This is a genomic window from Uliginosibacterium sp. 31-16 (assembly GCF_030730865.1).
GTDB lineage: Bacteria > Pseudomonadota > Gammaproteobacteria > Burkholderiales > Rhodocyclaceae > Uliginosibacterium.
Window position 1 is genome coordinate 918,133 of record NZ_JAVALZ010000001.1, and the last position, 21,244, is coordinate 939,376.

The window sequence follows — 21,244 nt, forward strand, 5'->3', positions numbered from 1 at the left end:
CACAAGGAAGCGACATGAGCCTCATCGACGATATCGTGGAACTGGAATGGCAGGCCTTCGACAAGGTGCAGAACGAAGGCGGGCGGGCCAGCTGTCAGGACAATTTCGAGACCTTCCGCATCATGCGCAAGAGCCAGTTCCTCGCCTGGGATGTGGCCACCCTGTCCGGCTACCACCAGGATCTCTGCATCGCGGCCAGGCGCGGCCGCAACCTCGTGCAGGAAAAGTACGCACGCATGATGGCATCCACCGCACCGGCCGAATACGCTGCCTTCGCGCATCAGCTGCCGCCCCTGAGCACATGGCAAAAGCGCGCAATCGAGATGATCATCGAAACCCAGCTCGTCTGGCGTGAAGCCTTCGCCGCGCAATACCCCAAGCTCTCCGGTCAGGCCCGCCTGATCCGTACGGCGGAAGACAGCGCCTATGGCACTTCGTTTGAGACCTATCTGCGCGGCGAGCTGGGCACCTATTCCGAAGACACGCTCAAAGCTTATCAGCGCATGGTCGAAGACTATCTGCAGGAAGACCGTAATCTCACTACCATGACGATGGAACACACCGCGAAACTTTACGGTTACGCCAGTTTGAGGGATGCAGAATCGAAGCTTGTGGAGTCTTGAGCCGATCAGGTCGGCGCACAGAAATCCATCACCCATCATCGCGCTTCGACAAGAAGCGCGGTGGATTGCTTTACGGTCCCACTCTGCCTGCTGCACCGTACGCGGTCGCAATTTTGCAAGAGCATTTTGATTTTGAGTAAGTTCGTCTGAGTTTACGAAAAAGCAATGTGATTCGTAAATCAATCTGGAGCTAGCTAATGAAACTAAATTTTTCTGGCACAAGAAAGAAAACAGTTGGCGTTTTAGCCTTTGCCGTTATGTGCTGGTGGATCGGAGATATTTGGGTTGTTCTTTCAAACATAGAGCGTTACTCGATAATCGAATTATTAAGAACGCTTGTTGCACCTCCAGTATTTATTTTTTGGACGTTGCATGCAGCCGAAGTTGTTCAGCAAGGCAGCGATAAGGTGGCGTGATGGTGGTACAAGAATCAACACTTTCAGACGAAATGCAGCCTTACTGTGCGCCATGCATGCCAATGAATGAAACACCCGCATAGAGCCTTGTAGGATGGGTCTTTGACCAGCCTTGTAGGGTGCGCAATGCGCACCCTACGAATTGAACTTCTTCTTCCCGGTTTTCTGACGGTCCGCACCAGGTCACAAGTGGCCTGAATGAAAAATCCCCTGCCGGCTTCCCGGCAGGGGATTTTTTTGGGGAGGGGATGAAACTCAGGCAGCTTCACCCTTGATCAGAGGCAGGGATTCGCCGCCATCAATGAGGATCTTGCGCGGTTTGTGGGCTTCCGGGATCTCGCGTTCGAGTTCAATGTCGAGCATGCCGTTGGCGAAGTTGGCGGCCACCACCTTGACGTGATCGTCGAGCTGGAAGCGCTGTTCAAAATCACGCGCAGCGATGCCGCGGTGCAGGAAGGTGCGCTGCGCGGAGTCAGCGGCTTTCTTGCCGATAATCCGGAGAGTGTTCTTCTCGGTTTCCACATCCAGTTCGTCGCGCGAGAAGCCGGCCACTGCCATGCTGATGCGGTATTTGTCTTCCGACACCAGTTCGATGTTGTAGGGCGGGTAGCTGGGCTGCTCGTTGCGCAGCGCGGCTTCGGCAAGCTGGGCAAGGCGGTCGAAACCGATGGCGGAACGGTACAGCGGGGAGAAGTCATAAGTACGCATGGTTCATATCCTCGTAAGCGATATAAGGGTTGGCCGGCCTCACCGTGAGCACCGGCCCTTCCTATTTGCGTACGCCCTGCACGCTTTTCAAGTCCTTGAAATCAGGGGGCTTGATCCCCATTTTTGATTGATTTTTCCCGGCGCACATCACGCCGCCAGCCATACCAGCACGATGGCCAGCGCAGCCGGAATGCCCTGCACGAAGAGGATCTTCTTCCCTACGGTGGCAGCACCGTACACACCGGCGACCAGCACGCAGCCGAGGAAGAAGAGGCGCACTGCCACGCCTTCCGGTCCCAGCCACAGGCCCCAGAACAATCCGGCAGCAAGGAAACCGTTGTAGAGCCCCTGGTTGGCGGCGAGCACGCGCGAGGCAGCTGCGAATTCATCGGTGAGGCGGAAGGTTTTCTTGCCCAGCGGGCGGGTCCACAAAAACATTTCCAGCACCAGAATCCAGCTTTGCAGCAGGGCGATCAGGAGCGTGGCGAGAGCGGCGGCAATCTGCATGATTTTGTCCTGAAAAGAGTGTGCTCAGACCGCCACGTCCACTGCCGTGGTGATGCTGATCGCGAGCGGCCGGGCGAGCAGCGGGGTGATCTGTTCCTTGAGGGTCTGGAAGTGAGCGGACTGGGCGTGGGCAGCCAGTGCAGCCTGGTCGGTATAGGTTTCAAAAAACTGGAATCCGGGCTCGCCCTGCACGGTCCTGAACAGGTCGTAGCGCAGGCAGCCGGGCTCCTTGCGGGAATGTGTGACGGCTTCGCGCAGGATCGCTTCGGCGGCTGCAAGATGTTCGGGTTTCGGGGTAACGCTGGCAAATACGTGAATGCTCATGGCGGGGTACCGGGCGGGGGGTGATCGCTGGAAACAGCGTGCTTGAGCGCACCCACGCAGAACGCGGGTGCGCGCTTCCACGGCTTACTTGAGCTCGATGATGAAGTTGTCGCGGCTGCGACGTACCTTCTTCAGGCTTTGCAGCCAGTCGCCTTCATCGGCGCGATAGCCCAGCGGCAGAATGATCACGGAGCGCAGGCCGCGCGCTTTGAGACCGAGGATTTCATCGACCTTGGCCGGGTCGAAGCCTTCCATCGGCGTGCTGTCCACGCCTTCTTCGGCGGCGGCGATCAGCGCGGTGCCCAGGCCGATGTAGGCCTGACGTGCGGCGTGCTGGTAATTGGTTTCCGCGTCGCGCGGCACGTAGCTGCCCAGCACTTGCTGGCGGTAGTTCTCCCAGCCTTCGTTCTTGAAGCCGCGCTCGTCATTGACGAGATCGAACATCATGTTGATGCGCTCGGCGGTGTAGTTGTCCCAGGCGGCAAATACCAGCAGGTGCGAGGCTTCGGTGATCTGGGCCTGATTCCAGGCGTGCGGCCGGATCTGCTCGCGCAGTTCCGGGTTGCTGACGACGATCACTTCATAAGGCTGCAGGCCGCTGGACGTGGCGGTGAGGCGGATGGCTTCGAGGATGCGTTCGACCTTTTCCTGGGGAACGATCTTGGCGGGGTTGAATTTCTTGGTGGCATAGCGCCACTGCAGTTTGTTCAGAAGTTCGGACATGAATGACTCGCTTTCTGGATCTCTTGGGGTTGAGGGAGGGTAGCGATCGGATCAGGCCAGCGCAGCCAGCAGCTTCTGCGCGACCAGTTCGGACGATGCAGGATTCTGACCGGTGATCAGCGCGCCGTCGACTACCGCGTAGGGATGCCAGTCCGGCCCCTTGCTGTAGTCGCCACCATTGGCCTTGAGCATGTCTTCAACAAGGAACGGCACGACCTTGGTGAGCTGCACCGCTTCTTCTTCAGTGTTGGTGAAGCCTGTGACGCGACGCCCCTGCACCAGCGGAGTGCCGTCAGCATTTTTCGCATGGCGCAGCACGCCGGGTGCGTGGCACACCACACCAAGCGGCTTGCCGGCGGCAATGGTGGTCTCAATCAAGGCGATGGACTGCGCGTCTTCGGCCAGATCCCACAGCGGACCATGACCGCCGGGATAGAACACCGCATCGAAATCGGCGCTCCGGACATCCGCCAGACGCTGCGTGCTGGCAAGTTCCGCCACGGCGGCGGCATCCGCGCGGAAGCGGTGGGTAGCTTCGGTCTGGAAGTCCGGCTCGTCGCTTTTCGGGTCCAGCGGTGGCTGACCGCCAGCGGGTGAAACGAGCGTGACGGACATGCCAGCGTCCTTGAAGACGTAGTAAGGCGCGGCGAATTCTTCGAGCCAGAAGCCGGTCTTGAGGCCAGTATTGCCAAGCTGGTCGTGCGAGGTAAGGACCATCAGGATTTTTTTCATGGTGTGGCTCCGGTGATCAGGCGACAGTGAGGTGCAGGCGCACGTCGACATTGCCGCGCAGGGCGTTGGAATAGGGACAGATGGCGTGAGCCTTGGCGAGCAGAGCCTCGGCAGCGGTCTGGTCAAGACCGGCGAGCGTCACATACAGATCCACGTCGAGCTTGAAGCCACCTTCAGGTGTCTGCCCCATGCCGACTTCGGCACTGGTCTGGCTGCTGGTTAATGGCAGCTTCGTGCCGGTGGCGATGTGCTTCAGCGCGTTATCGAAGCAGGCGGCATAGCCCAGCGCGAAGAGCTGTTCCGGGTTGGCGCCGGTCTTGCCCGTGCCGGGCATGGCGAGCTCGATCGTGAGGCTGCCATCATCAAGCGAAGTGCTGCCGGAGCGGCCGCCAGTGGCGGTGGCGCGGGTCTTGTAGAAGATTTTCATGATGTTTCCTTTCAGTGTCGGGTGAGGTGTTCAGTCGGAAATTTTTACGATGAGCTTGCCGAAGTTATTGCCCTTGAGCAGGCCAATGAAGGCGTCCGGTGCGGCATCCAGCCCGCTCGCGATGTCTTCACGAAACTTGATCTTGCCCTCGGCGAACCACTTGCCCATCTCCTGCAGGAATTCCGGATAGCGATGGCCATAGTCGTCGAAGATGATGAAGCCCTGCATGCGGATGCGCCGCTTGAGGATCGTGGTGGCCAGCAGCGGCAGGCGATCCGGCCTGTCCGGCAGGCCGGTGGTGTTGTAGCTGGCGATCAGGCCGCACAGCGGCACGCGCGCTTTGGTGTTGAGCAGTGGCAGCACCGCGTCGAAGACCTTGCCGCCGACATTCTCGAAATACACATCGATGCCACTCGGGCAGGCCGCGGCGAGTTGCTCCGCCAGATCATCCGCGTGGTGATCGATGCAGACATCGAAGCCGAGCTCAGTCATCACGTAATCGCACTTGGCCTTGCCGCCAGCGATGCCGACGACACGGCAACCTTTGAGCTTCGCGATCTGCCCCACCACCGCACCAACCGCGCCGCTGGCCGCAGCCACCACCACGGTTTCGCCGGCCTGAGGCTGGCCGATGTCCAGCAGGCCCATGTAGGCGGTGAAGCCGGGCATGCCGAGAATTCCCAGCGCCAGCGACGGCCTGGCGAGATCGCCCAGCTTGTGCACACGGGTGCCGTCAGACAGCGCGTAGTCCTGCCAGCCGTTGAAGCTCAGAACCAGTTCGCCGGTCTTGTAGTCAGGATGACGTGACTGCACGACGCGACTGACCGTCGCTCCGACCATGACTTCGCCGATGGCTACGGGCGGCGCATAGGACTTGGCGTCACTCATGCGGCCACGCATGTAGGGGTCGAGCGACAGGTAGAGGGTGCGCAGCAGGATCTGGCCGTCGGCAGGCGTCGGAACCGGCGCACTTTCGAGGCGGAAATTGGCAGGCAGCGGCTCGCCGACCGGACGGCTGGCGAGGACGATGCGCTGGTTGAGTTGGGTATTCATGACAGTTTCCCGGGGAACGTTTGAATATGGTGCGGACACGTGACTGTTTCAGAGGCTGGCTTCAAGCACTTGCCGGCTGACTTCCAGCGTGACGTCCCTGTGCTCGCCGATGGCGACCATGCCGTGCGCCTTGAGCTGCTCCAGGATGGCCGTGACCGCGTCCGTACCAAGCTCGTAAGCGCTCAGACGGGTCGGCACATCCAGGCTTTCGAAGAAGCTGCGGGTGCGGGCGATGGCGGCATCGATGCGTTCGTCGTCGCTGCCTTCGCGGATATTCCAGATGCGTTCGGCGTACTGCAGCAGCTTGCTGCGCTTGGCCTCACGACGCACCTGGAGCATGGCCGGCAACACCGCCGCGAGGGTGCGGGCGTGGTCGATATCGTATTTCGCGGTCAGCTCGTGGCCGATCATGTGGGTCGCCCAGTCTTGCGGCACGCCGGCACCGATCAGGCCATTGAGCGCCAGGGTCGCCACCCACATCAGATTGGCGCGAGCGTTGTAATCGGTGCTGCTGATCGCGTTGGGGCCGTGTTCGATCAGCGTCAGCAGGAGGCCTTCGGCAAAGCGGTCCTGCACGTGCCCGTCCACGCTGTAGGTCAGGTACTGTTCCATGACATGCACGAAGGCGTCGACCACGCCGTTGGCGAGCTGACGCTGCGGCAAGGTGTAGGTTTTGGTCGGGTCCAGCACTGAGAACACAGGGAAGAGTGCCTGGTTCAGGAAGGGCAGCTTGGCGCCTTGTGCTTTCAGCGTCACAACGCCACCGTCATTCATCTCGGAGCCGGTGGCCGGCAGGGTCAGCACCGTGCCAAAAGGCATGGCGCGGCTGATGTTGCGGCCGAACTTGAAGAGGATCTCGCTCGCTTCGCCTTCGAACAGCGCGGCTGCAGCGACAAACTTCGTGCCGTCGATCACCGAACCACCGCCTACCGCGAGCAGGAAGTCGATCTGCTCCTGCTTCACCTGCGCCACGGCGCGCATCAGGGTTTCATAAGACGGGTTGGGCTCGATGCCGCCGAACTCGAACATCTTCCGCCCGTCCAGTGCCGTGCGCACTTCAGCCAGCGTGCCGGTCTTGCGGGCGCTTTCTCCGCCAAACAGGATCAGCACGCGCGCATCGGCCGGCACGAGCTTGTCCAGATCGGCGATACGGCCTGCACCGAAGACGATGCGCGTCGGGTTGTAGAAATCGAAATTCAGCATGCTGGTTATCCTGTTTATTAGACCGGTCGTCTAGTTTGTGATCAAAAAAAGGCGGCGCGCCGGGCGCACCGCTGCAGGGGGCGTTCAGTTCAGCAATTCACGGGTACGCGTCATGGCGGCTTCAAAACTGCTGCGATCACGGCGCAGCTTGGCCAGCAGGGAGGCACCGAGCCAGGCCTCGTAGAGCCACTGGGCGAGTTCTTCTGCCGGGTGCGGGTTGCCAATCGAGCCGTCGGCCTGACCAGCACTTACGTAATCCGCCAGCTGGCGCAGGATGCGTTCGGTGCCGGCAAGCATGCTGTGACGCATGCTGTCGGACAGGTCGGCGACCTCGGCCGCCAGCTTCACGATCAGACAGTACTGCGCGGCATCCTTGCCCTGCTGCGTTTCGATCCAGCGCTCGAAGTAAGTCAGCAGGCGCTGCGCTCCGGTCAGGCCGGGGTGTGCGCTGAGCGTGGTGAGACGAGCCATGTAGGCGTCGAAATACGCATCCAGCAGCGCGGCGCCGAACGCCTCCTTCGACGCAAAGTAATGGTAGAAGGAGCCTTTGGGCACCTCGGCTGCGGAGAGGATTTCCGCCAGCCCCACCCCCACGAAGCCTTTGGCCGCAATCAGTTGCTGGCCGCAGTCGAGGATGTGCTGACGGGTATCGGGACGATTTTCGGTGCGCTCGGAGTTCATGGACGCCATCTTAAATCACAAATAGACCAGTCGTCTAGTAAAATTTTCAGGCTCTTCCCTGCAGGAGCATCCGACCACAGAGTCACGCCCAGCCTGCCTGAAGAAGCGCGCGTGGCGGGCGTTTCCAGACAGGGCAGGTGGAGAGGCAGGCTGTGCGCCGGTCTCCGGGCAGGCACGGGCGCAGCACATTGATCGCCATCTTGATAGGCGCCGGGCGTGATGTCAGCCCGACCGGGTTCCCGTTGCCTCAGCCGGCTGGCCGTGCGAACCAGCTCACCAGAAAATCCAGCATGGTGCGAAGGGTGGCTGACTGATGCTGGCGCGAGCTGTAGATGCCGTGGATGCCCAGGGTTTGCGGTATCTCCTGTGGCAGCAGCGCCACCAGCTTGCCGCTGGCGATCAGCGGGGCGGCAGAGAATGTGGGCTGCATGCTGATGCCGGCGCCTGCGGCAGCCGCCTCCAACAGTACCACCGAATCATTGGCGCTGAGGTTGCCGCTCACCGGCACGCTCAGGGGTTCGCCCGCGCGCTCGAAATTCCACAGGCTCTTGCCGAAATACGCGTAGGTCAGGCAGTTGTGCAGGGCCAGATCCTCGGCGCGTTGTGGTGTGCCGCGCGCCTTCAGATAGGCCGGCGCGGCGCAGATGACCGAGGGGCATTCACCCAGCGGGCGGGCGATCAGGTTGGGGTCGAGCTGGTTGGTGATGCGGATCGCCAGATCAATGCGCTCCTCGACCAGATTCACCGCCTTGTTGCCGATCTGCAGATCGATGGCGGTGCGTGGATAACGCTGCAGATAGGCCGCCATTGCCGCCGCCAGGCTCGCCTGCGCCAGCGAGGGCGCACAGGCAATGCGCAGCATGCCGGCTGGCTCATCCGCGCTGGCATCGGCCGCGCGCGGCATCTGCTCGGCCAGTGCCAGCATCTCGCAGCAGCGCGCCAGCGTGGCTTCGCCAGCGGAGGTCAGACCGAGGCGGCGCGTCGTGCGATGGAGCAGGCGGGCGCCGGCCCAGTCCTCCATCTCGGCGAGGTAGCGCGTGACCATGGCGCGGGACATGTCCAGCGCTTCGGCCGCGGCAATCAGGCTGCCGCGTTCTGTGATGGCCACGAAGACCTGGGCGGCGATGATGCGATCCATGATTCGTCCGTTTAAAGCAATCAATCATTGCAGGATAGCGGCTTTTTCGCGCGATCTGTGCAACCTATGCTTCGCTCACTCCAACCCGAACAAGGAAGCACAGCATGATCCGCAAAACCATTGTGATGGCCCTCGCCACCCTCGGCCTGAGCACCGCCGCCCAGGCCGCGCCGCTGACGCTGGAGGTCTACAACCCCGGCGAGAACGCCATCTTCCCGGTTTCCTCCGAAATCATCACGGGCGAACACGAAGCCATCCTCATTGATGCCCAGTTCCAGCGCAACGACGCCGAGGCACTGGTTGCCAGGCTGAAGGCCAGCGGCAAGACGCTCAGCACCATCTACATCAGTCATGGTGACCCGGACTACTACTTCGGGCTGGATGTGATTCAGGCGGCCTTCCCCGCCGCGAAGATCGTCGCTACGCCGCAGACCGTCGCCCACATCAAGGCCAGCATGGACGGCAAGCTGGCCTACTGGGGGCCGATCCTCAAGGAGAATGCGCCGCAGAAACTGGTGCTGCCCGAGGTACTCACCGGCGACACGCTGAAGCTGGAAGACCAGACCATCCAGATCAAGGGCCTGAAAGGTCCGAGCCCGGAGCGCAGCTATCTGTGGATTCCCTCGCTCAAGACCGTGGCCGGCGGTGTCGTCGTCTCCAGTGGCATCCACGTGTGGGTCGCCGACACGCAAACCGCCCGGTCGCGCAAGGACTGGCAGGCCACCCTCAAGGCGATTGCCGCATTGAAGCCGGCCGCCGTGGTGCCCGGCCATTATCTGGGTGACGCGCCCAAGGGACTCGGCGCGGTGAAATACACTCGCGATTATCTGAAGTCTTTCGAGACCAACGCGCAACAAGCCAGGGATGCCAACACACTGATCGCCGCCATGAAAGCGCGTTACCCGCAGGCCGGCGAAGCTGCTTCACTGGAACTGAGCGCGAAGGTCATCAAAGGCGAGTTGAAGTGGCCGCAATAACGCATTGAAACGACAACCGGGCAGGCTCCGCCACACGTGGATGGAGCGATGCCCGAGGCAACAGGAGCCCGACATGAATACCCTGCATTACATTTTCGACCCTCTCTGCGGCTGGTGCTATGCCGCAGCTCCCTTGATCGAGGCCGCACGTGAGGTGCGCGGCCTGAAGCTCGCCTTGCATGGCGGCGGCATGCTGACCGGACCCAATCGCCGTGCGATCACTCCGCAATGGCGCGACTACGTGATGCCGCATGATCGCCGTATCGCCGAGCTCACCGGCCAGCCCTTCGGCGAAGCCTATTTCGAGGGCCTGCTGCGCGACACCAGCGCCGTGATGGATTCGGCCCCGCCCACCACCGCCATCCTCGTCGCCGAGGAAATCGCCGGGCGCGGGCTGGAGATGGCGCATCGCGTACAGCGTGCCCATTACCTTGAGGGGCGTCGTATCGCCGAACCCGAGGTGCTGATTGCGTTGGCCATCGAACTCGGGCTGGACGCGACAGCCTTCACCGCTGCCTGGAGGCGACTCGAAGGGCCGGCGACAGCAGCGCATATTCGCGACAGTCGCGCATGGCTGGCGCGCGCAGGCGGGCAAGGCTTTCCGACGCTGGCGCTGGAAGCCGATGACGGCACGCTGACCCGCATCGAGCCGGGCGAATGGCTGGGTCGTCCGGCCGCGTTCGCTGCAGCCTTGCGCGAACGTGTGCCGGCATCGCCTGACGAAGCGCCGGGCGCGATCCCGCATTGCGGGCTGGATGGCTGCAAGCTCTGACCCGCTGAAGAGGCGCACCGGAAAAGGATTTCCGAGCATCCTGCCCCGTCAGCCACGTCCTGCGCCCCTCACCGGGCCTGCACGCTGAAGACGCTTGCCAGACGAGCCTCTTCGGCCACCGGCCCCGAGCGCACGAAACGGGTGGTGTGCGTCGCCACGTCACTGCACCCATCGCGCCGGGCAGCCGGCGCCCGACGAAGTCACTGGCGCGCTTGGGGTGAGCCTGCAGCGCGTGTTCGCAGACTGCGCTGGCGTGCCGCCCACGCGTTTCCTGCGATTGAAAACGACGAACCGGAGATGACTTCACACTGCGGCCTGGATGGCCAGCGCGATGAGCGGTTTTGAGGGGCAGCTTGGTTGTGCGGTTGGGGCACTTGGCGAGCAAAGCGGAGTGAGCATACGCGAGGGCGCCAGAAGTGTGATTCCCGTGCGACGCTTCGATTAAGCCCTAAGGCTCCTATATCGAGAATTCAGCCTCCGCGGCTCCTGATTCTGCTTGTGCCAGAACGTCGCTCCAAGCTTTGTTCATTTCCCCAAACACAGCGTCAAATAATCCTGCCGGGAATAGAGCGATTTTTGACAGAGGTTCAGTCACCGCCACGATTATTCGCAGTGCGATAGAAAGGATGGTAATGATGACTTTTGAAGGCGTTGGTGCCATATAGGTCATGGACTCATCGCCTTGATGACGCAGAGCCAACACCGCTAAATCATTGTGTGAGAAACCGCAAAGCATGGAATAAGGCCCCAATAAGTCGGCCAAACCTGCATCCAGAATTTCGTTCCCAATATTCTTCGGACGAAAACCTTCCGCGTGTAAGGCGTCAAAGCGAGGCTTGCAGTTGTTCAGGCGGCCTTGCACAAAAGGTTGAAGTTCTTGGGGTAACTCTCCTTCTTGAATGAGGCCCTCGTAGATTTTCTTTTCACCTTTTAGCTGGCTGTACATCATCTGATCTACGTAATTATTGTGCTTCCCGAGTAAATTCATCGCCACGAGCGCTTCGAGCATAGACCGAACATGTACGGATGCATGTGATGCCATGCCTGAGCGGATCAACAGCAATGCCGCTTCAAACTGCTCGCAAATAGTCAGGAATAGAGCAACCCGAGGTCTGTCAGGTTTGGTTGTAGGGGGGCTCATATTGTCTATCAAGACATGAGCAAATTTCGCAATGGATTCCGCTCTTGAAATTATTAGTTTTTCATCCATCATTGTTCCCCAAGTACCTGCCTAGTTATGCCTAGGATGTGGCCATGATCAGATGCCCTCCCGAGGGCGTCAATCACCGTGCAGCGACATTGCGCCGGATGTGCGATTTTCCCTTGCGGCGCAATGCGCGCCTTTGGCGCTTCGATTGCGCCCTACGGTTTTAGCGTTTTCCTTCGTGAGGTCTTATGAACATTGATAGACGTATTAACAAATTCAGGCTCGCCAGCAGAGAGCTGTTCAATAACTATTTTCTGGAGGAGTTTCTGGCAGATGAAGATTGGGATTTCTATGAGCAATTCACGACCATTGAAGAAAGCCTGTTCCAAGCTTTGGTGACAGCGCAATCCGGCATCGAAGAAATCATCTATGGGTTTCCTCAACCCGCAATACAGGTTGTTGCTCGGCAAGGAAGCTCAGGTATGCCCATCATGCTGAATCGGGAAATCGATAGCGGCTATTGGGATCACCCCATAAAGCAATGCGTGCCTGGCTGTGTGTTTACGTTCAAAATATTTTTTGACTGGGACCAACGCTCGTACAAAGACAATCGCTACGTTCGAGCCATAGTCAAAACGTGGCCAGACAATCCAAGCCTTGTTGGCAAGCATGTTCTTATCGAAACGCACTATGTTTCGTACGAACAAGTGACGCCGGAGCCTGCGTCACGGTAAGCACGTCGTAGGGCGTCAATCGCCGCACAACAGCATTGCGCCGGATGTGCGATTTCCCATACGGCGCAATGCGCGCCTTCGGCGCTTCGATTGCGCCCTACGATACTGCCCGGAGAAGCTCGCTACATAAGGCTCTCCGGGCACCCTTCATTTCCTCCTGCGTCGGCGCATCAACAAATACACCGCGGGCACCAGAAACATCGACAGCAGCGGTGCAGTGATCATGCCGCCGACCATGGGTGAGGCGATGCGCTGCATGACTTCGGAACCAGTGCCACCACCCCACATGATGGGCAGCAGACCCGCAAGGATCACTGCCACGGTCATGGCCTTGGGGCGCACACGCAGGACAGCACCTTCGCGGATCGCGTCCAGCAGCGCTTCGCTGTCGCTCATGCCCTTCGCCAGCCGCTCTTCCCAGGCGTGTTTGAGATACAGCAGCATGATCACGCCAAACTCGGCCGACACTCCCGCCAGCGCGATGAAGCCGACCGCCCCCGCCACCGACAGGTTGTAGCCGAGCAGCCACAGCAACCAGATCCCGCCTACCAGTGCGAAGGGCAGCGTGGCCATGATCAGCAGGGCTTCGTCCACGCGGCGGAAGGTCAGGTAGAGCAGCAGGAAGATGATCATCAGGGTGAAAGGCACGACGATCTTCATCTTGGCGGCAGCACGCTCCATGTATTCGAACTGGCCGGACCAGGCAATCGAATAGCCGGCTGGCATCGTCACCTGCTGGCTGACAGCTTGCTGCATGTCGTGCACGGTACGGGCCAGATCGCGGCCACGGATGTCGACATAGACCCAGCCGGAGAGGCGCGCGTTTTCGCTCTTCAACATGGGCGGGCCATCACCAACGCGGATCTGTGCCAGATCCCCCAGCGAAAGACGCTGGGCACGCGGGCCGACGATGGGCAACTCGCGCAGCTTCTGCACCGAATCGCGCAGTTCGCGGGGGTAGCGCACATTGATCGGGTAGCGCGCCAGGCCCTCGATGGTTTCGCCGACATTCTCGCCACCGATGGCTGCGCTCACCACGCTCTGCACGTCGGCAATGTTCATGCCGAAGCGCGCGGCGGCGTCACGATCGATATTCACGTCGATGTAGCGCCCGCCCGTGAGGCGTTCGGCCAGCGCCGAACTGACGCCGGGCACTTCCTTCACCACGCGCTCGATCTGCGTGGTGAGGCGCTCGATCTCGGCCAGCGAAGCCCCCCCGACCTTGATACCCACCGGGCTCTTGATGCCGGTAGCGAGCATGTCGATACGGTTGCGGATCGGCGGCACCCAGATATTGGCGAGCCCCGGCACTTTCACCGTGCGGTCCAGTTCCTCGATGAGCTTCTCGGTGGTCATGCCGGCGCGCCATTCTGATCGCGGCTTGAGCTGGATGGTGGTCTCGAACATCTCGATCGGTGCCGGGTCGGTCGCCGTTTCGGCGCGACCGGCCTTGCCGAAGACGCGCGCAACTTCGGGCACGCTCTTGATCAGGCGGTCGGTCTGCTGCAACAACTCGCTGGCCTTACCGGCAGAGAGCATGGGCAAGGCTGTCGGCATGTAGAGCAGATCACCTTCGTCCATCGGTGGCAGAAATTCACCACCAATATGCTGCAGCGGCCACAAACTCAACAGCAATAGAACGAGCGCCCCGGCCAGGGTGGCTTTCGGCCAGGCCAGCACGCCATCGAGCAGCGGGCGGTAAATGGCGATGAGGAAGCGGTTGAGCGGATTCCTGTGTTCGTCCGGAATCTTGCCGCGAATCAGATAACCCATCAGGACCGGGATCAGCGTCACCGCCAGCGCAGCAGCGGCTGCCATGGCATAGGTTTTGGTGAAGGCCAGTGGTGCGAACAGCCGACCTTCCTGCGCCTCCAGCGTGAACACCGGAATGAAGGACAAGGTGATGACCAACAGCGAGAAAAACAGCGCTGGACCGACCTCTGCAGCGGCTTCCGCGATGATCTGCCAGTGCGCCTCACCGCGAGGTTCTTCGCCGGGATGCGCGTGCTTCCACTTCTCAAGATGCTTGTGCGCATTCTCGATCATCACCACCGCCGCATCCACCATCGCCCCGATGGCAATCGCAATGCCGCCCAGAGACATGATGTTCGCGTTGACGCCCTGGTAATGCATGATGATGAACGCCATCAGAACGCCCAGCGGCAGCGAGATGATCGCCACCAGCGAAGAGCGCAGATGGAACAGGAAGATGAAGCACACCAACGCCACGACAACAAACTCTTCCAGCAATTTGTGGCTGAGGTTGTCTACTGCGCGCTCGATCAGCTCGCCACGATCATAGGTCGGCACGATCTCCACGCCCTCGGGCAGGCTGGATTTGAGTGAATCCAGCTTGGCCTTCACTGCGTGGATGGCTTCCAGCGCGTTCTTGCCGGATCGCAGCACCACCACACCACCGGCGACTTCGCCCTTGCCATCCAGCTCTGCAATGCCACGGCGCATTTCGGGGCCAACCTGCACGTTGGCTACATCGCCCAGACGCACCGACACACCGGAGGCTTCACTCATCAGCGGAATCTTGCGAAAGTCGTCCAGAGTCTGCAGATAGCCCGAAGCACGTACCATGTACTCGGCCTCGCCCAACTCCAGCACCGAGCCGCCTGTTTCCTGATTGGCGCGGCCGATGGCGTCGATCACCATCTGGTGGCTCAGCCCGTAGGCGCGCAGCCGGTCGGGATTCAATACGACCTGATACTGCTTGACCATGCCGCCCACCGAGGCGACCTCAGCCACATTCGGCACGGTCTTCAGCTCGTACTTGAGGAACCAGTCCTGCAGGCTGCGCAGCTGCGCCAGATCGTGCTTGCCGCTCTTGTCGACCAGCGCGTAGCTGTAGATCCAGCCTACGCCGGTGGCATCCGGCCCCAGCGCGGTCTTGGCGGACGGCGGCAGGCGTGACTGCACCTGATTCAGATACTCCAACGCGCGCGAACGCGCCCAGTACAGGTCCGTGCCATCTTCGAACAGCACGTAGACGAAGGAGTCGCCGAAGAAGGAGAAGCCGCGCACTGTCTTCGCGCCCGGCACCGAGAGCATGGTGGTGGTGAGCGGATAGGTGACCTGGTTCTCGACGATCTGCGGCGCCTGCCCCGGGTAGCTGGTGCGGATGATCACCTGCACGTCGGACAGATCCGGCAGTGCATCCAGCGGCGTGCGCAGTGCGGCGTAAATGCCCCATGCGCTGAGCATCACGGTGGCGAGCAGGACGAGGAAGCGGTTGTGGATCGACCAGCGGATGAGTTTGGCGATCATGGCTGGCCTCCCGAAGAATTGCCGTCATTCCGGCGAAGGCTGGAATCCAGCGCGCGGGTGACAAACTGGATCCCGGCCTTCGCCGGGATGACGCCAGTTGTGATAACGACCCCGTTCATTTCCCACCCCCGATCGCCATTACATGCGTGAGCTGCGGCTCACCGCTGGCCGGGGTGGTGAAAACAATATGCACCTTCTGACCGGGTTTCAGATCTTTGGGCAGACCGTCCTTGGGCAACTTGAAGCCCATGGTCATTGCTCCCCACTTCAGTTCAGGAATCGCCGGATGGGAAAGCATCGCCATGCCATCCACTTCGGACTCAAATACCGCCTCGACCTGATATTCCTTCGCCGCATCGCTCTGGCCGAGCGGCTCCGCAACACGCGTGCCGACCGAACGCAGACTGGCTTCCGAATCGAGCAGGAACTGACCCGAGACAACCACCTTCTGCCCGGCGACCAGCCCACTCGTGATCTCGATCTGGCCGTTGGCCTCCTGTCCGCTCTGCACATCGACCGGACGGTACTTGCCTTCGCCTTCGGCGAGCATCACCACGTTACGGGTGCCGGTACGGATCAGGGCTTCGCTCGGAATCACCAGACCCGCCCGCCCAGTGCCACCGAGTGAAACTCGTACAAACATGCCGGGCGTGAGCCGGGCGCCAGGATTGGCAAGTTCAATGCGCGCCTTGAGCGTGCGCGTGGCAGCTTCCACCTCGGGCAGGATGGCCTGCACCCGGCCCTTGAAGACCTGCCCGGAGAAGCCCGCCAGGATTGCTTCTACAGGCATGCCGGCCTTGATCAGGCTTGCCTGGCTTTCCGGAATTTCGGCATTCACCCAGACGCTGTCCAGCGCGTTGATCCGGAACAGCGTGGCACCCGCCATCACGGTCATGCCTTCACGGACGGCGAGCTCGGTCACGCTGCCGGCAAGCGGTGCGTTGATCGTGATGCGAGCCTGCACGGCGCCGGATTTTTCGACCTGCGCAATCAGTGCCTCGCTCATGCCGGCCTGGCGCATGCGTTGACGGGCGCCATCGAGCAGCGCTGCCATGCCTTCGCCCTGCATCTTCTTCACCGCGAGAAATTCTTCCTGCGCTGCCACCCAGTCCGGTACGTACAGTTCGGCGAGGGCTTGTCCCTTGCTGACGCGATCCAGGGTGGCACGCACAAACAGCCTCTCGACAAAGCCGGTGTTGCGCGCCTGCACCACAGCCAGCCCGCGTTCGTTCCACGCCACACTGCCACTGACTTCGATCTTCGGCGCGAGCTGGCCCTGCACGACTTCGACGGTGCGCAGACCGAGGTTCTGGGTCTGGCGCGGACTAACGCTGATACCGCCGGCATCCGCCGCCTCATCAGCGAAGACGGGCACCAGCTGCATGTCCATGAAGGGCGACTTGCCGGGTTTGTCAAACTTCTGACCAGGTACCATGGGATCCTGCCAGTACAAGACCTTGCGGCCGCTGGCCGGATCGATCTTGCCGTCGCTGCTGATGCTGGCTTGCGGCGTGGCGGAATGGCGTGCGCCAAGTTGATAGGCACCGATGCCGATCGCGCCAAAGGCAACCAGGATGGCCATTACAAGTGCGGTTTGACGGGATTTGATCATTGTTGTGCTCCTTGCGCAGGCGAGGATTGATCCTCCTGCGGGTTCAGGAAATTGAGCTGAGCCCAGGCGCGTGCGGCCTCAAGGGCTACGCGCTGGCGCTCCATGCGGGTGTCGACGGTCATGCGGCGGGCTTCAAGCACGCGTGGCAGGCTGCCGGAACCGGCGCGATAGGCGGCCAGTGCCGCGTCGATTTGCTGGTTGCTCAGCGGAATCAGTACTTCGTCATAGCGCTGCAGGCGTTCGCGGCTATTCTTCAACACGGCCAGATTGCCGCGCAGCTCACTCAGATAGGCACGCCGCATGTCTTCCTGCCGGGCACGTGCTTCGTCCAGCTGCGCAAGCTTGGCACCAAGTTCGCGATCCTGCCGGCTGGCCCGGTCCCAGGGCAAGGGCATGGAAACATTCAACGAAACCATGTTGGCGTAGCTGGGCCCGCGAAAACCATACATCAGCTCGACAGCGACATCCGGCTTTCGATTTTCGCGTGCCACGCGGGCATCGGCTTCTGCAACAGCCACCATGCCTTGCTGCGCAGCAAGGGTCGGATGACTTGCACTGGCCTCGCGCAGGTCCTCCGGCTGCCAGTCGAGCGAAGCCAGTGGCGGCGGTGCATCCACCGGACGTTCGGCGGCATCGCCAACCCAACGTGCCAGGCGCGCACGTGCCATGGCAATGTCACGCTGCATCTGGGCGAGCTGGTCCTGCGTACGTTCGATGGCAAGCCGATTGGCGAACACATCGGCCTGCTCGCCACGCGCTGCGCGGAACGCCGATTCGGCAACCTGCTTCTGCAGCTTCAGTTCGGAGATCTGCTGTTCGAGCAGGCTGCGCATGCTCTCCTGATACGCCACGTCCAGCCACGCCAGCGTAGTTTCGCGACGGGTATCGGCGAGAATCTGGCGTTGGTTGCTGCGCGCCAGATCGGCTTCGCGCAGGGCCTTGTCGGCACGGGCCTGACGTTTGTCGCCATGTGTGAATTCCTGCATCAGGCCAACCTGGCGCATGGTCATGCCTTCCTGCGTCAGGCTCCAGGCCATTTCACCGGCCACAGGCACGTTATTGACGCCCAGTTTCAGCACCGGATCAGGCAGTTGCCCTGCGGCCACCGCCATTTCACGTGCAGCGGTTTCCTGCGCACGACTGGCTTCAAGTTGCGGCACGTGGTTTTCAGCCAAGCGCCGGGCTTCATTCAGCGAGAGTGGCTCTGTCGCCAGCAATGGACCGGCAAGCAGCCAGAGCAGCCAGAGTGAATGCCGAGTTTTCATGATTTCACCTCGATTGTGCCGCGCATGCCGGCCTGGAAATGCCCATTGATCAGGCAGGCAAGGGCGAACTGGCCGGCGCGATTGAAACGCCATACCAGCACACGCGATTGCCCGACCGGAACGTGTGCCATGTGAGCTTCGGCGTGTTCCATAGTGGGGAAGCGCCGCATCATCTCGGCATGCTCGTTCAGTGCCGCAGGCGTACCGATGACCAGTTCGTGGAGCTGCGCCCCTGCATTGGTGATGATCAGGCGCACCGTCTCACCGCGTTTGACGCTGAATCTGTCAGGGCTGAAACGCATGTCATCGCTCATGCTCAGACGGATTTCACGCTGCACGGCTCTGGAGGCACCGGCGATACCCCAAGGAGTCTGTTCGGCATGCATTGCATGCTGGCTGGTCTGGTGAGTTTCTTCGTGGGCGAACGCTGGCTGTGCGAGCCCGACAAGGGCGACACACGACCAGACCACCCTCAGTGATCTGCTGGACATGACGGTCCTCCGTTCAGCGCTGGATGGACGAAATGCTCAGTACGCCGGCATTCTCTTCGGCCCGGAAGCGAACCTGCTCACCGGGTTTGAGATTGGGTGGCAGAGCGACGCCATCCTTGATGACGAACACCATGGTCATGGGCGGCATGCCAAGATTCTTCAGCTCACCGTGCTTGAGGGTGATCTTGCGGGTCTTGAGATCGAAGGCGCGGACTTCACCGCTGCTCAGATCGCTGCTGACGTTGCCCGCGGGCATGGCCGTCATGTTGTGTCCGGCATGCTGGGCTTGAGCAAACGGTGCGGAGAGGAAACCTGCTGTGGCGACGGTGAACGCAAAAAGGGCGGAACGGATTTTCATGGCAATTTCCTGATTGAAACGAACGTAACAAGCAAGCGGTAGCACGCAAGGCGTACCGCTGGAGGTTGTGACTGCTTCAGGAAATGCGGCGGGGAGGTCGTTCCAGACCGTCAGGAATGTGGCCCTTGGGGGCAGGGTAAAACGCGGAGAGATACTGATTGCTGCCTAAAGGCCCAGTCAGTTGTGGAATTTCCGTAGCACCAGACAATGCCCCGGTGCAGCAGCTGCTGCAAACCTTGGCCTTGATCGGCGCGTGACCGCCATGGCTGGGGAGGTCGGGCAGCATGTCGTCGACCGCAGCAGCCATCGAATCGTGGCAATCCGTACCCACCATGCTGCTGTGTTGTGTCGTGCTGTGCCCGGTTTCGCTACCCAGACGCAAGGACATGACCGATGCTGAAACACCCTGTAACGGGAGTGTCAGCATGATCAGCCAGACGAGAAGGAGGCGAAGCGCGTGAGCCATGGTGGCAGTTTAGTACGGAAACCGGGTATTTGGTTCCGGGTGTGTGCACGTAAAAAAAGGGATGGCCGCAGCCATCCCCTGTGTCAGCAAGCCGCAGCGGCTTACTTTGCCGGAGCCGGGCTGACGCCCGGGCCGTAGTTGTTGAATTCCCACAGGCGGTTGAATGCCGGGTCATCGAGGTTGCGCGCGGGATCGACGTTGCCGGTGTGCATGCGGTTGGTGGTGGCGGCACGATCCCATGGAGTGGCGACACTGAAACTTGCATCGATGTAGCTGTCGCGCACCACCAGCTGACCATTGGGTGATTTGCCGATCAGGTAGCCCGTGCCGCCGGCGCCCTGATCCCAGGAGCGACCGATGAAGCTGTGGCCGGCCTTCTGCTGCACGGCGTCTCCGGTGAAGCGGCTGTTGATGACCAGAAAGCCCAGCGAGGAGTTCGGCAGGGTGTCCGGTGCCAGCACGATGGCCGGCTTGTCACGGCGGCTGGCCACAACACGGAATTCGCAGTTGTCGAACACGGCGTTGGCGCGACCGAAGACGAAATCGGTGTCGCCCTCGATGTAGCAATCCTTCACGTAGGCGCGGGCAATCTTGTCGGTCGGATAGGTCCCGTTCTTGTTCGGGATGGTCGGCGCCTCGCCCACATTGACCAGGAAGGTATCCTGCCGGCCGATCAGGCGCAGCTTCTCGAACTGGGCACGGTCACCGTCGCTGCGCAAGGCCACGGCCTGATGCGTGTCGGCATTCACCGTATCCAGCAGGGTGTTGGTCACGGTCAGGTTGGCCATCTGGAAACCATCCGCCTGCACCCACATCACGGTGGCGCAGGGCGTGTCGATTTTCTTGGCAGCAGGCAGATCGGCACAGCTCCTGAACATGGCCCAGGCCGGGTCGCCTTCCTTGAACTGACCCGACGGATTGACCGTCTGCACATACTCGGCGGGCAGCACCAGCGCATCAAGCTTCAGTTCCAGATTGACGTCAGCCGGCTTGCGACCGCCCCCGATGATGCTGATGGCCGGCGCGTCGATCGGCACGTACACCGCACCGGTATAGGTGCCGGGCAGCACCTTGATGAACTGGCGCTCCTTCTTGCCGGAGCGGATCGCGGCATTGACGGCCTGCTGCACGGTGGCATGCGTTCCGCCCTTGCCGACAACGAAATCGGCCGGGGCCGCCGTGTCGATGGGCTGCGGTGCCCACGGCTCGGCGATCGGCGCCGACAAGGCACCACGCCGGGCAAAATAGTGTGCCGGGGTGAACGCGGCGGCTTCAGCGGCAGAGAGCACGGGGCGGCTGACCGTACCGGGTGCGATCTGGGGCGAAACGGGTTTCTGACTCATCAGGCTGCATCCAGTCAGGGCCAGCATCAGAAAAGATGCGGCAGTTGTTGCTGCGAAGGACTTCATGGGTTTTGCTCCTCCGGAATCCACGCCAGCCGGCAGGCTGGCACCGGTCACAACCCTAACATTGACAAGGGCACACCTCAAGCCGTGAAAAACCTTAAACCGGCCGGAATATGCGTGCTTTTTAAGAGATCTCAAACTCCCATCTGAACACGCTGCAGAGCCGCGCGCCATAAGGATCTTCGGGCAGCCGGCCTGAATCACCGCA

23 protein-coding genes are annotated in these 21,244 nt (G+C 61.2%); 5 read left to right on the forward strand and 18 right to left on the reverse strand.

Translation table 11 applies throughout. The features are described 5' to 3' along the window. The first annotated feature begins 14 nt into the window (after positions 1-14). Positions 15-623, forward strand: a complete 609-nt coding sequence (locus tag Q9Q94_RS04300) for a DUF4125 family protein (RefSeq protein WP_305978783.1) — start codon at positions 15-17, stop codon at positions 621-623. Positions 624-820: 197 nt separating this feature from the next. Then, a complete protein-coding gene (locus Q9Q94_RS04305; protein WP_305978784.1) occupies positions 821-1,039 on the forward strand; it encodes a hypothetical protein in 219 nt (72 codons plus the stop codon). Positions 1,040-1,294: 255 nt separating this feature from the next. Here the strand turns inward: Q9Q94_RS04305 and Q9Q94_RS04310 are convergent, their stop codons facing one another. From Q9Q94_RS04310 to Q9Q94_RS04355, 10 genes are all read right to left on the reverse strand, one after another. Continuing rightward, complete coding sequence (locus Q9Q94_RS04310) at positions 1,295-1,747, reverse strand: Hsp20 family protein (RefSeq protein ID WP_305978785.1); 453 nt, start codon at positions 1,745-1,747, stop codon at positions 1,295-1,297. A gap of 147 nt (positions 1,748-1,894) precedes the next feature. After that, a complete protein-coding gene (locus tag Q9Q94_RS04315) occupies positions 1,895-2,254 on the reverse strand; it encodes a DUF1304 domain-containing protein (protein WP_305978786.1) in 360 nt (119 codons plus the stop codon). 24 nt (positions 2,255-2,278) lie between these two features. Beyond that, positions 2,279-2,578 (reverse strand): putative quinol monooxygenase, encoded by a 300-nt coding sequence (locus Q9Q94_RS04320; protein ID WP_305978787.1) that lies wholly within the window; start codon positions 2,576-2,578, stop codon positions 2,279-2,281. 84 nt (positions 2,579-2,662) lie between these two features. Continuing rightward, positions 2,663-3,301: an NAD(P)H-dependent oxidoreductase gene (locus Q9Q94_RS04325; protein WP_305978788.1), complete on the reverse strand. Its 639-nt coding sequence runs from the start codon at positions 3,299-3,301 to the stop codon at positions 2,663-2,665. A 51-nt stretch (positions 3,302-3,352) separates the two neighbouring features. Then, positions 3,353-4,033 (reverse strand): type 1 glutamine amidotransferase domain-containing protein, encoded by a 681-nt coding sequence (locus tag Q9Q94_RS04330; protein WP_305978789.1) that lies wholly within the window; start codon positions 4,031-4,033, stop codon positions 3,353-3,355. 16 nt (positions 4,034-4,049) lie between these two features. Next, positions 4,050-4,460, reverse strand: a complete 411-nt coding sequence (locus Q9Q94_RS04335) for an organic hydroperoxide resistance protein (RefSeq protein ID WP_305978790.1) — start codon at positions 4,458-4,460, stop codon at positions 4,050-4,052. Positions 4,461-4,490: 30 nt separating this feature from the next. Then, positions 4,491-5,513: an NADP-dependent oxidoreductase gene (locus Q9Q94_RS04340; RefSeq protein ID WP_305978791.1), complete on the reverse strand. Its 1,023-nt coding sequence runs from the start codon at positions 5,511-5,513 to the stop codon at positions 4,491-4,493. 48 nt (positions 5,514-5,561) lie between these two features. Continuing rightward, the gene (locus Q9Q94_RS04345; protein ID WP_305978792.1) at positions 5,562-6,716 is read right to left on the reverse strand and encodes an iron-containing alcohol dehydrogenase; all 1,155 of its coding nucleotides are present in this window, start codon (positions 6,714-6,716) and stop codon (positions 5,562-5,564) included. An 84-nt stretch (positions 6,717-6,800) separates the two neighbouring features. Then, complete coding sequence (locus Q9Q94_RS04350; RefSeq protein WP_305978793.1) at positions 6,801-7,397, reverse strand: TetR/AcrR family transcriptional regulator; 597 nt, start codon at positions 7,395-7,397, stop codon at positions 6,801-6,803. A gap of 247 nt (positions 7,398-7,644) precedes the next feature. Continuing rightward, positions 7,645-8,535, reverse strand: coding sequence for a LysR family transcriptional regulator (locus Q9Q94_RS04355; RefSeq protein ID WP_305978794.1), 891 nt, complete (start codon positions 8,533-8,535; stop codon positions 7,645-7,647). A gap of 104 nt (positions 8,536-8,639) precedes the next feature. On the opposite strand from Q9Q94_RS04355, the gene Q9Q94_RS04360 reads away from it, so the two are divergent. Both Q9Q94_RS04360 and Q9Q94_RS04365 read left to right on the forward strand, forming a co-directional pair. After that, positions 8,640-9,512, forward strand: coding sequence for an MBL fold metallo-hydrolase (locus tag Q9Q94_RS04360; protein ID WP_305978795.1), 873 nt, complete (start codon positions 8,640-8,642; stop codon positions 9,510-9,512). A 73-nt stretch (positions 9,513-9,585) separates the two neighbouring features. Continuing rightward, positions 9,586-10,284, forward strand: a complete 699-nt coding sequence (locus tag Q9Q94_RS04365; RefSeq protein WP_305978796.1) for a DsbA family protein — start codon at positions 9,586-9,588, stop codon at positions 10,282-10,284. A 457-nt stretch (positions 10,285-10,741) separates the two neighbouring features. Here the strand turns inward: Q9Q94_RS04365 and Q9Q94_RS04370 are convergent, their stop codons facing one another. Then, positions 10,742-11,497 carry a DUF5677 domain-containing protein gene (locus tag Q9Q94_RS04370; RefSeq protein ID WP_305978797.1) on the reverse strand — a complete coding sequence of 252 codons (756 nt, stop codon included), beginning with the start codon at positions 11,495-11,497 and terminating at the stop codon, positions 10,742-10,744. Between the two features lie 182 nt (positions 11,498-11,679). Between Q9Q94_RS04370 and Q9Q94_RS04375 the strand changes: the two genes are divergently transcribed. Next, positions 11,680-12,165 (forward strand): hypothetical protein, encoded by a 486-nt coding sequence (locus Q9Q94_RS04375; RefSeq protein ID WP_305978798.1) that lies wholly within the window; start codon positions 11,680-11,682, stop codon positions 12,163-12,165. 147 nt (positions 12,166-12,312) lie between these two features. Here the strand turns inward: Q9Q94_RS04375 and Q9Q94_RS04380 are convergent, their stop codons facing one another. The 7 genes from Q9Q94_RS04380 to Q9Q94_RS04410 all read right to left on the reverse strand — a co-directional run bounded on the left by Q9Q94_RS04380 (position 12,313) and on the right by Q9Q94_RS04410 (position 21,039). Continuing rightward, on the reverse strand, positions 12,313-15,438 hold the full coding sequence (locus Q9Q94_RS04380; protein ID WP_305978799.1) for an efflux RND transporter permease subunit: 3,126 nt from the start codon (positions 15,436-15,438) through the stop codon (positions 12,313-12,315). A gap of 115 nt (positions 15,439-15,553) precedes the next feature. Further along, positions 15,554-17,050, reverse strand: coding sequence for an efflux RND transporter periplasmic adaptor subunit (locus Q9Q94_RS04385; protein WP_305978800.1), 1,497 nt, complete (start codon positions 17,048-17,050; stop codon positions 15,554-15,556). Beyond that, positions 17,047-18,315, reverse strand: coding sequence for a TolC family protein (locus Q9Q94_RS04390; RefSeq protein WP_305978801.1), 1,269 nt, complete (start codon positions 18,313-18,315; stop codon positions 17,047-17,049). Before Q9Q94_RS04390 ends, Q9Q94_RS04385 begins: the two co-directional genes overlap by 4 nt. Then, positions 18,312-18,806: a cupredoxin family protein gene (locus tag Q9Q94_RS04395; protein ID WP_305978802.1), complete on the reverse strand. Its 495-nt coding sequence runs from the start codon at positions 18,804-18,806 to the stop codon at positions 18,312-18,314. Before Q9Q94_RS04395 ends, Q9Q94_RS04390 begins: the two co-directional genes overlap by 4 nt. A gap of 13 nt (positions 18,807-18,819) precedes the next feature. Next, a complete protein-coding gene (locus Q9Q94_RS04400) occupies positions 18,820-19,164 on the reverse strand; it encodes a copper-binding protein (protein WP_305978803.1) in 345 nt (114 codons plus the stop codon). A 76-nt stretch (positions 19,165-19,240) separates the two neighbouring features. After that, complete coding sequence (locus Q9Q94_RS04405; protein ID WP_305978804.1) at positions 19,241-19,552, reverse strand: hypothetical protein; 312 nt, start codon at positions 19,550-19,552, stop codon at positions 19,241-19,243. Between the two features lie 179 nt (positions 19,553-19,731). After that, entirely contained in the window at positions 19,732-21,039 is a 1,308-nt protein-coding gene (locus tag Q9Q94_RS04410) for a putative acyl-CoA thioester hydrolase (protein ID WP_305978805.1), read from the reverse strand. Positions 21,040-21,244 lie beyond the last annotated feature (205 nt).

Coding starts and splice junctions, on each gene's coding strand:
- Q9Q94_RS04300 (WP_305978783.1), top strand. CDS start 15: ATGAGCCTCATCGACGATATCGTGGAACTGGAATGGCAGGCCTTCGAC.
- Q9Q94_RS04305 (WP_305978784.1), top strand. CDS start 821: ATGAAACTAAATTTTTCTGGCACAAGAAAGAAAACAGTTGGCGTTTTA.
- Q9Q94_RS04310 (WP_305978785.1), bottom strand. CDS start 1,747: ATGCGTACTTATGACTTCTCCCCGCTGTACCGTTCCGCCATCGGTTTC.
- Q9Q94_RS04315 (WP_305978786.1), bottom strand. CDS start 2,254: ATGCAGATTGCCGCCGCTCTCGCCACGCTCCTGATCGCCCTGCTGCAA.
- Q9Q94_RS04320 (WP_305978787.1), bottom strand. CDS start 2,578: ATGAGCATTCACGTATTTGCCAGCGTTACCCCGAAACCCGAACATCTT.
- Q9Q94_RS04325 (WP_305978788.1), bottom strand. CDS start 3,301: ATGTCCGAACTTCTGAACAAACTGCAGTGGCGCTATGCCACCAAGAAA.
- Q9Q94_RS04330 (WP_305978789.1), bottom strand. CDS start 4,033: ATGAAAAAAATCCTGATGGTCCTTACCTCGCACGACCAGCTTGGCAAT.
- Q9Q94_RS04335 (WP_305978790.1), bottom strand. CDS start 4,460: ATGAAAATCTTCTACAAGACCCGCGCCACCGCCACTGGCGGCCGCTCC.
- Q9Q94_RS04340 (WP_305978791.1), bottom strand. CDS start 5,513: ATGAATACCCAACTCAACCAGCGCATCGTCCTCGCCAGCCGTCCGGTC.
- Q9Q94_RS04345 (WP_305978792.1), bottom strand. CDS start 6,716: ATGCTGAATTTCGATTTCTACAACCCGACGCGCATCGTCTTCGGTGCA.
- Q9Q94_RS04350 (WP_305978793.1), bottom strand. CDS start 7,397: ATGAACTCCGAGCGCACCGAAAATCGTCCCGATACCCGTCAGCACATC.
- Q9Q94_RS04355 (WP_305978794.1), bottom strand. CDS start 8,535: ATGGATCGCATCATCGCCGCCCAGGTCTTCGTGGCCATCACAGAACGC.
- Q9Q94_RS04360 (WP_305978795.1), top strand. CDS start 8,640: ATGATCCGCAAAACCATTGTGATGGCCCTCGCCACCCTCGGCCTGAGC.
- Q9Q94_RS04365 (WP_305978796.1), top strand. CDS start 9,586: ATGAATACCCTGCATTACATTTTCGACCCTCTCTGCGGCTGGTGCTAT.
- Q9Q94_RS04370 (WP_305978797.1), bottom strand. CDS start 11,497: ATGATGGATGAAAAACTAATAATTTCAAGAGCGGAATCCATTGCGAAA.
- Q9Q94_RS04375 (WP_305978798.1), top strand. CDS start 11,680: ATGAACATTGATAGACGTATTAACAAATTCAGGCTCGCCAGCAGAGAG.
- Q9Q94_RS04380 (WP_305978799.1), bottom strand. CDS start 15,438: ATGATCGCCAAACTCATCCGCTGGTCGATCCACAACCGCTTCCTCGTC.
- Q9Q94_RS04385 (WP_305978800.1), bottom strand. CDS start 17,050: ATGATCAAATCCCGTCAAACCGCACTTGTAATGGCCATCCTGGTTGCC.
- Q9Q94_RS04390 (WP_305978801.1), bottom strand. CDS start 18,315: ATGAAAACTCGGCATTCACTCTGGCTGCTCTGGCTGCTTGCCGGTCCA.
- Q9Q94_RS04395 (WP_305978802.1), bottom strand. CDS start 18,806: ATGTCCAGCAGATCACTGAGGGTGGTCTGGTCGTGTGTCGCCCTTGTC.
- Q9Q94_RS04400 (WP_305978803.1), bottom strand. CDS start 19,164: ATGAAAATCCGTTCCGCCCTTTTTGCGTTCACCGTCGCCACAGCAGGT.
- Q9Q94_RS04405 (WP_305978804.1), bottom strand. CDS start 19,552: ATGTCCTTGCGTCTGGGTAGCGAAACCGGGCACAGCACGACACAACAC.
- Q9Q94_RS04410 (WP_305978805.1), bottom strand. CDS start 21,039: ATGAAGTCCTTCGCAGCAACAACTGCCGCATCTTTTCTGATGCTGGCC.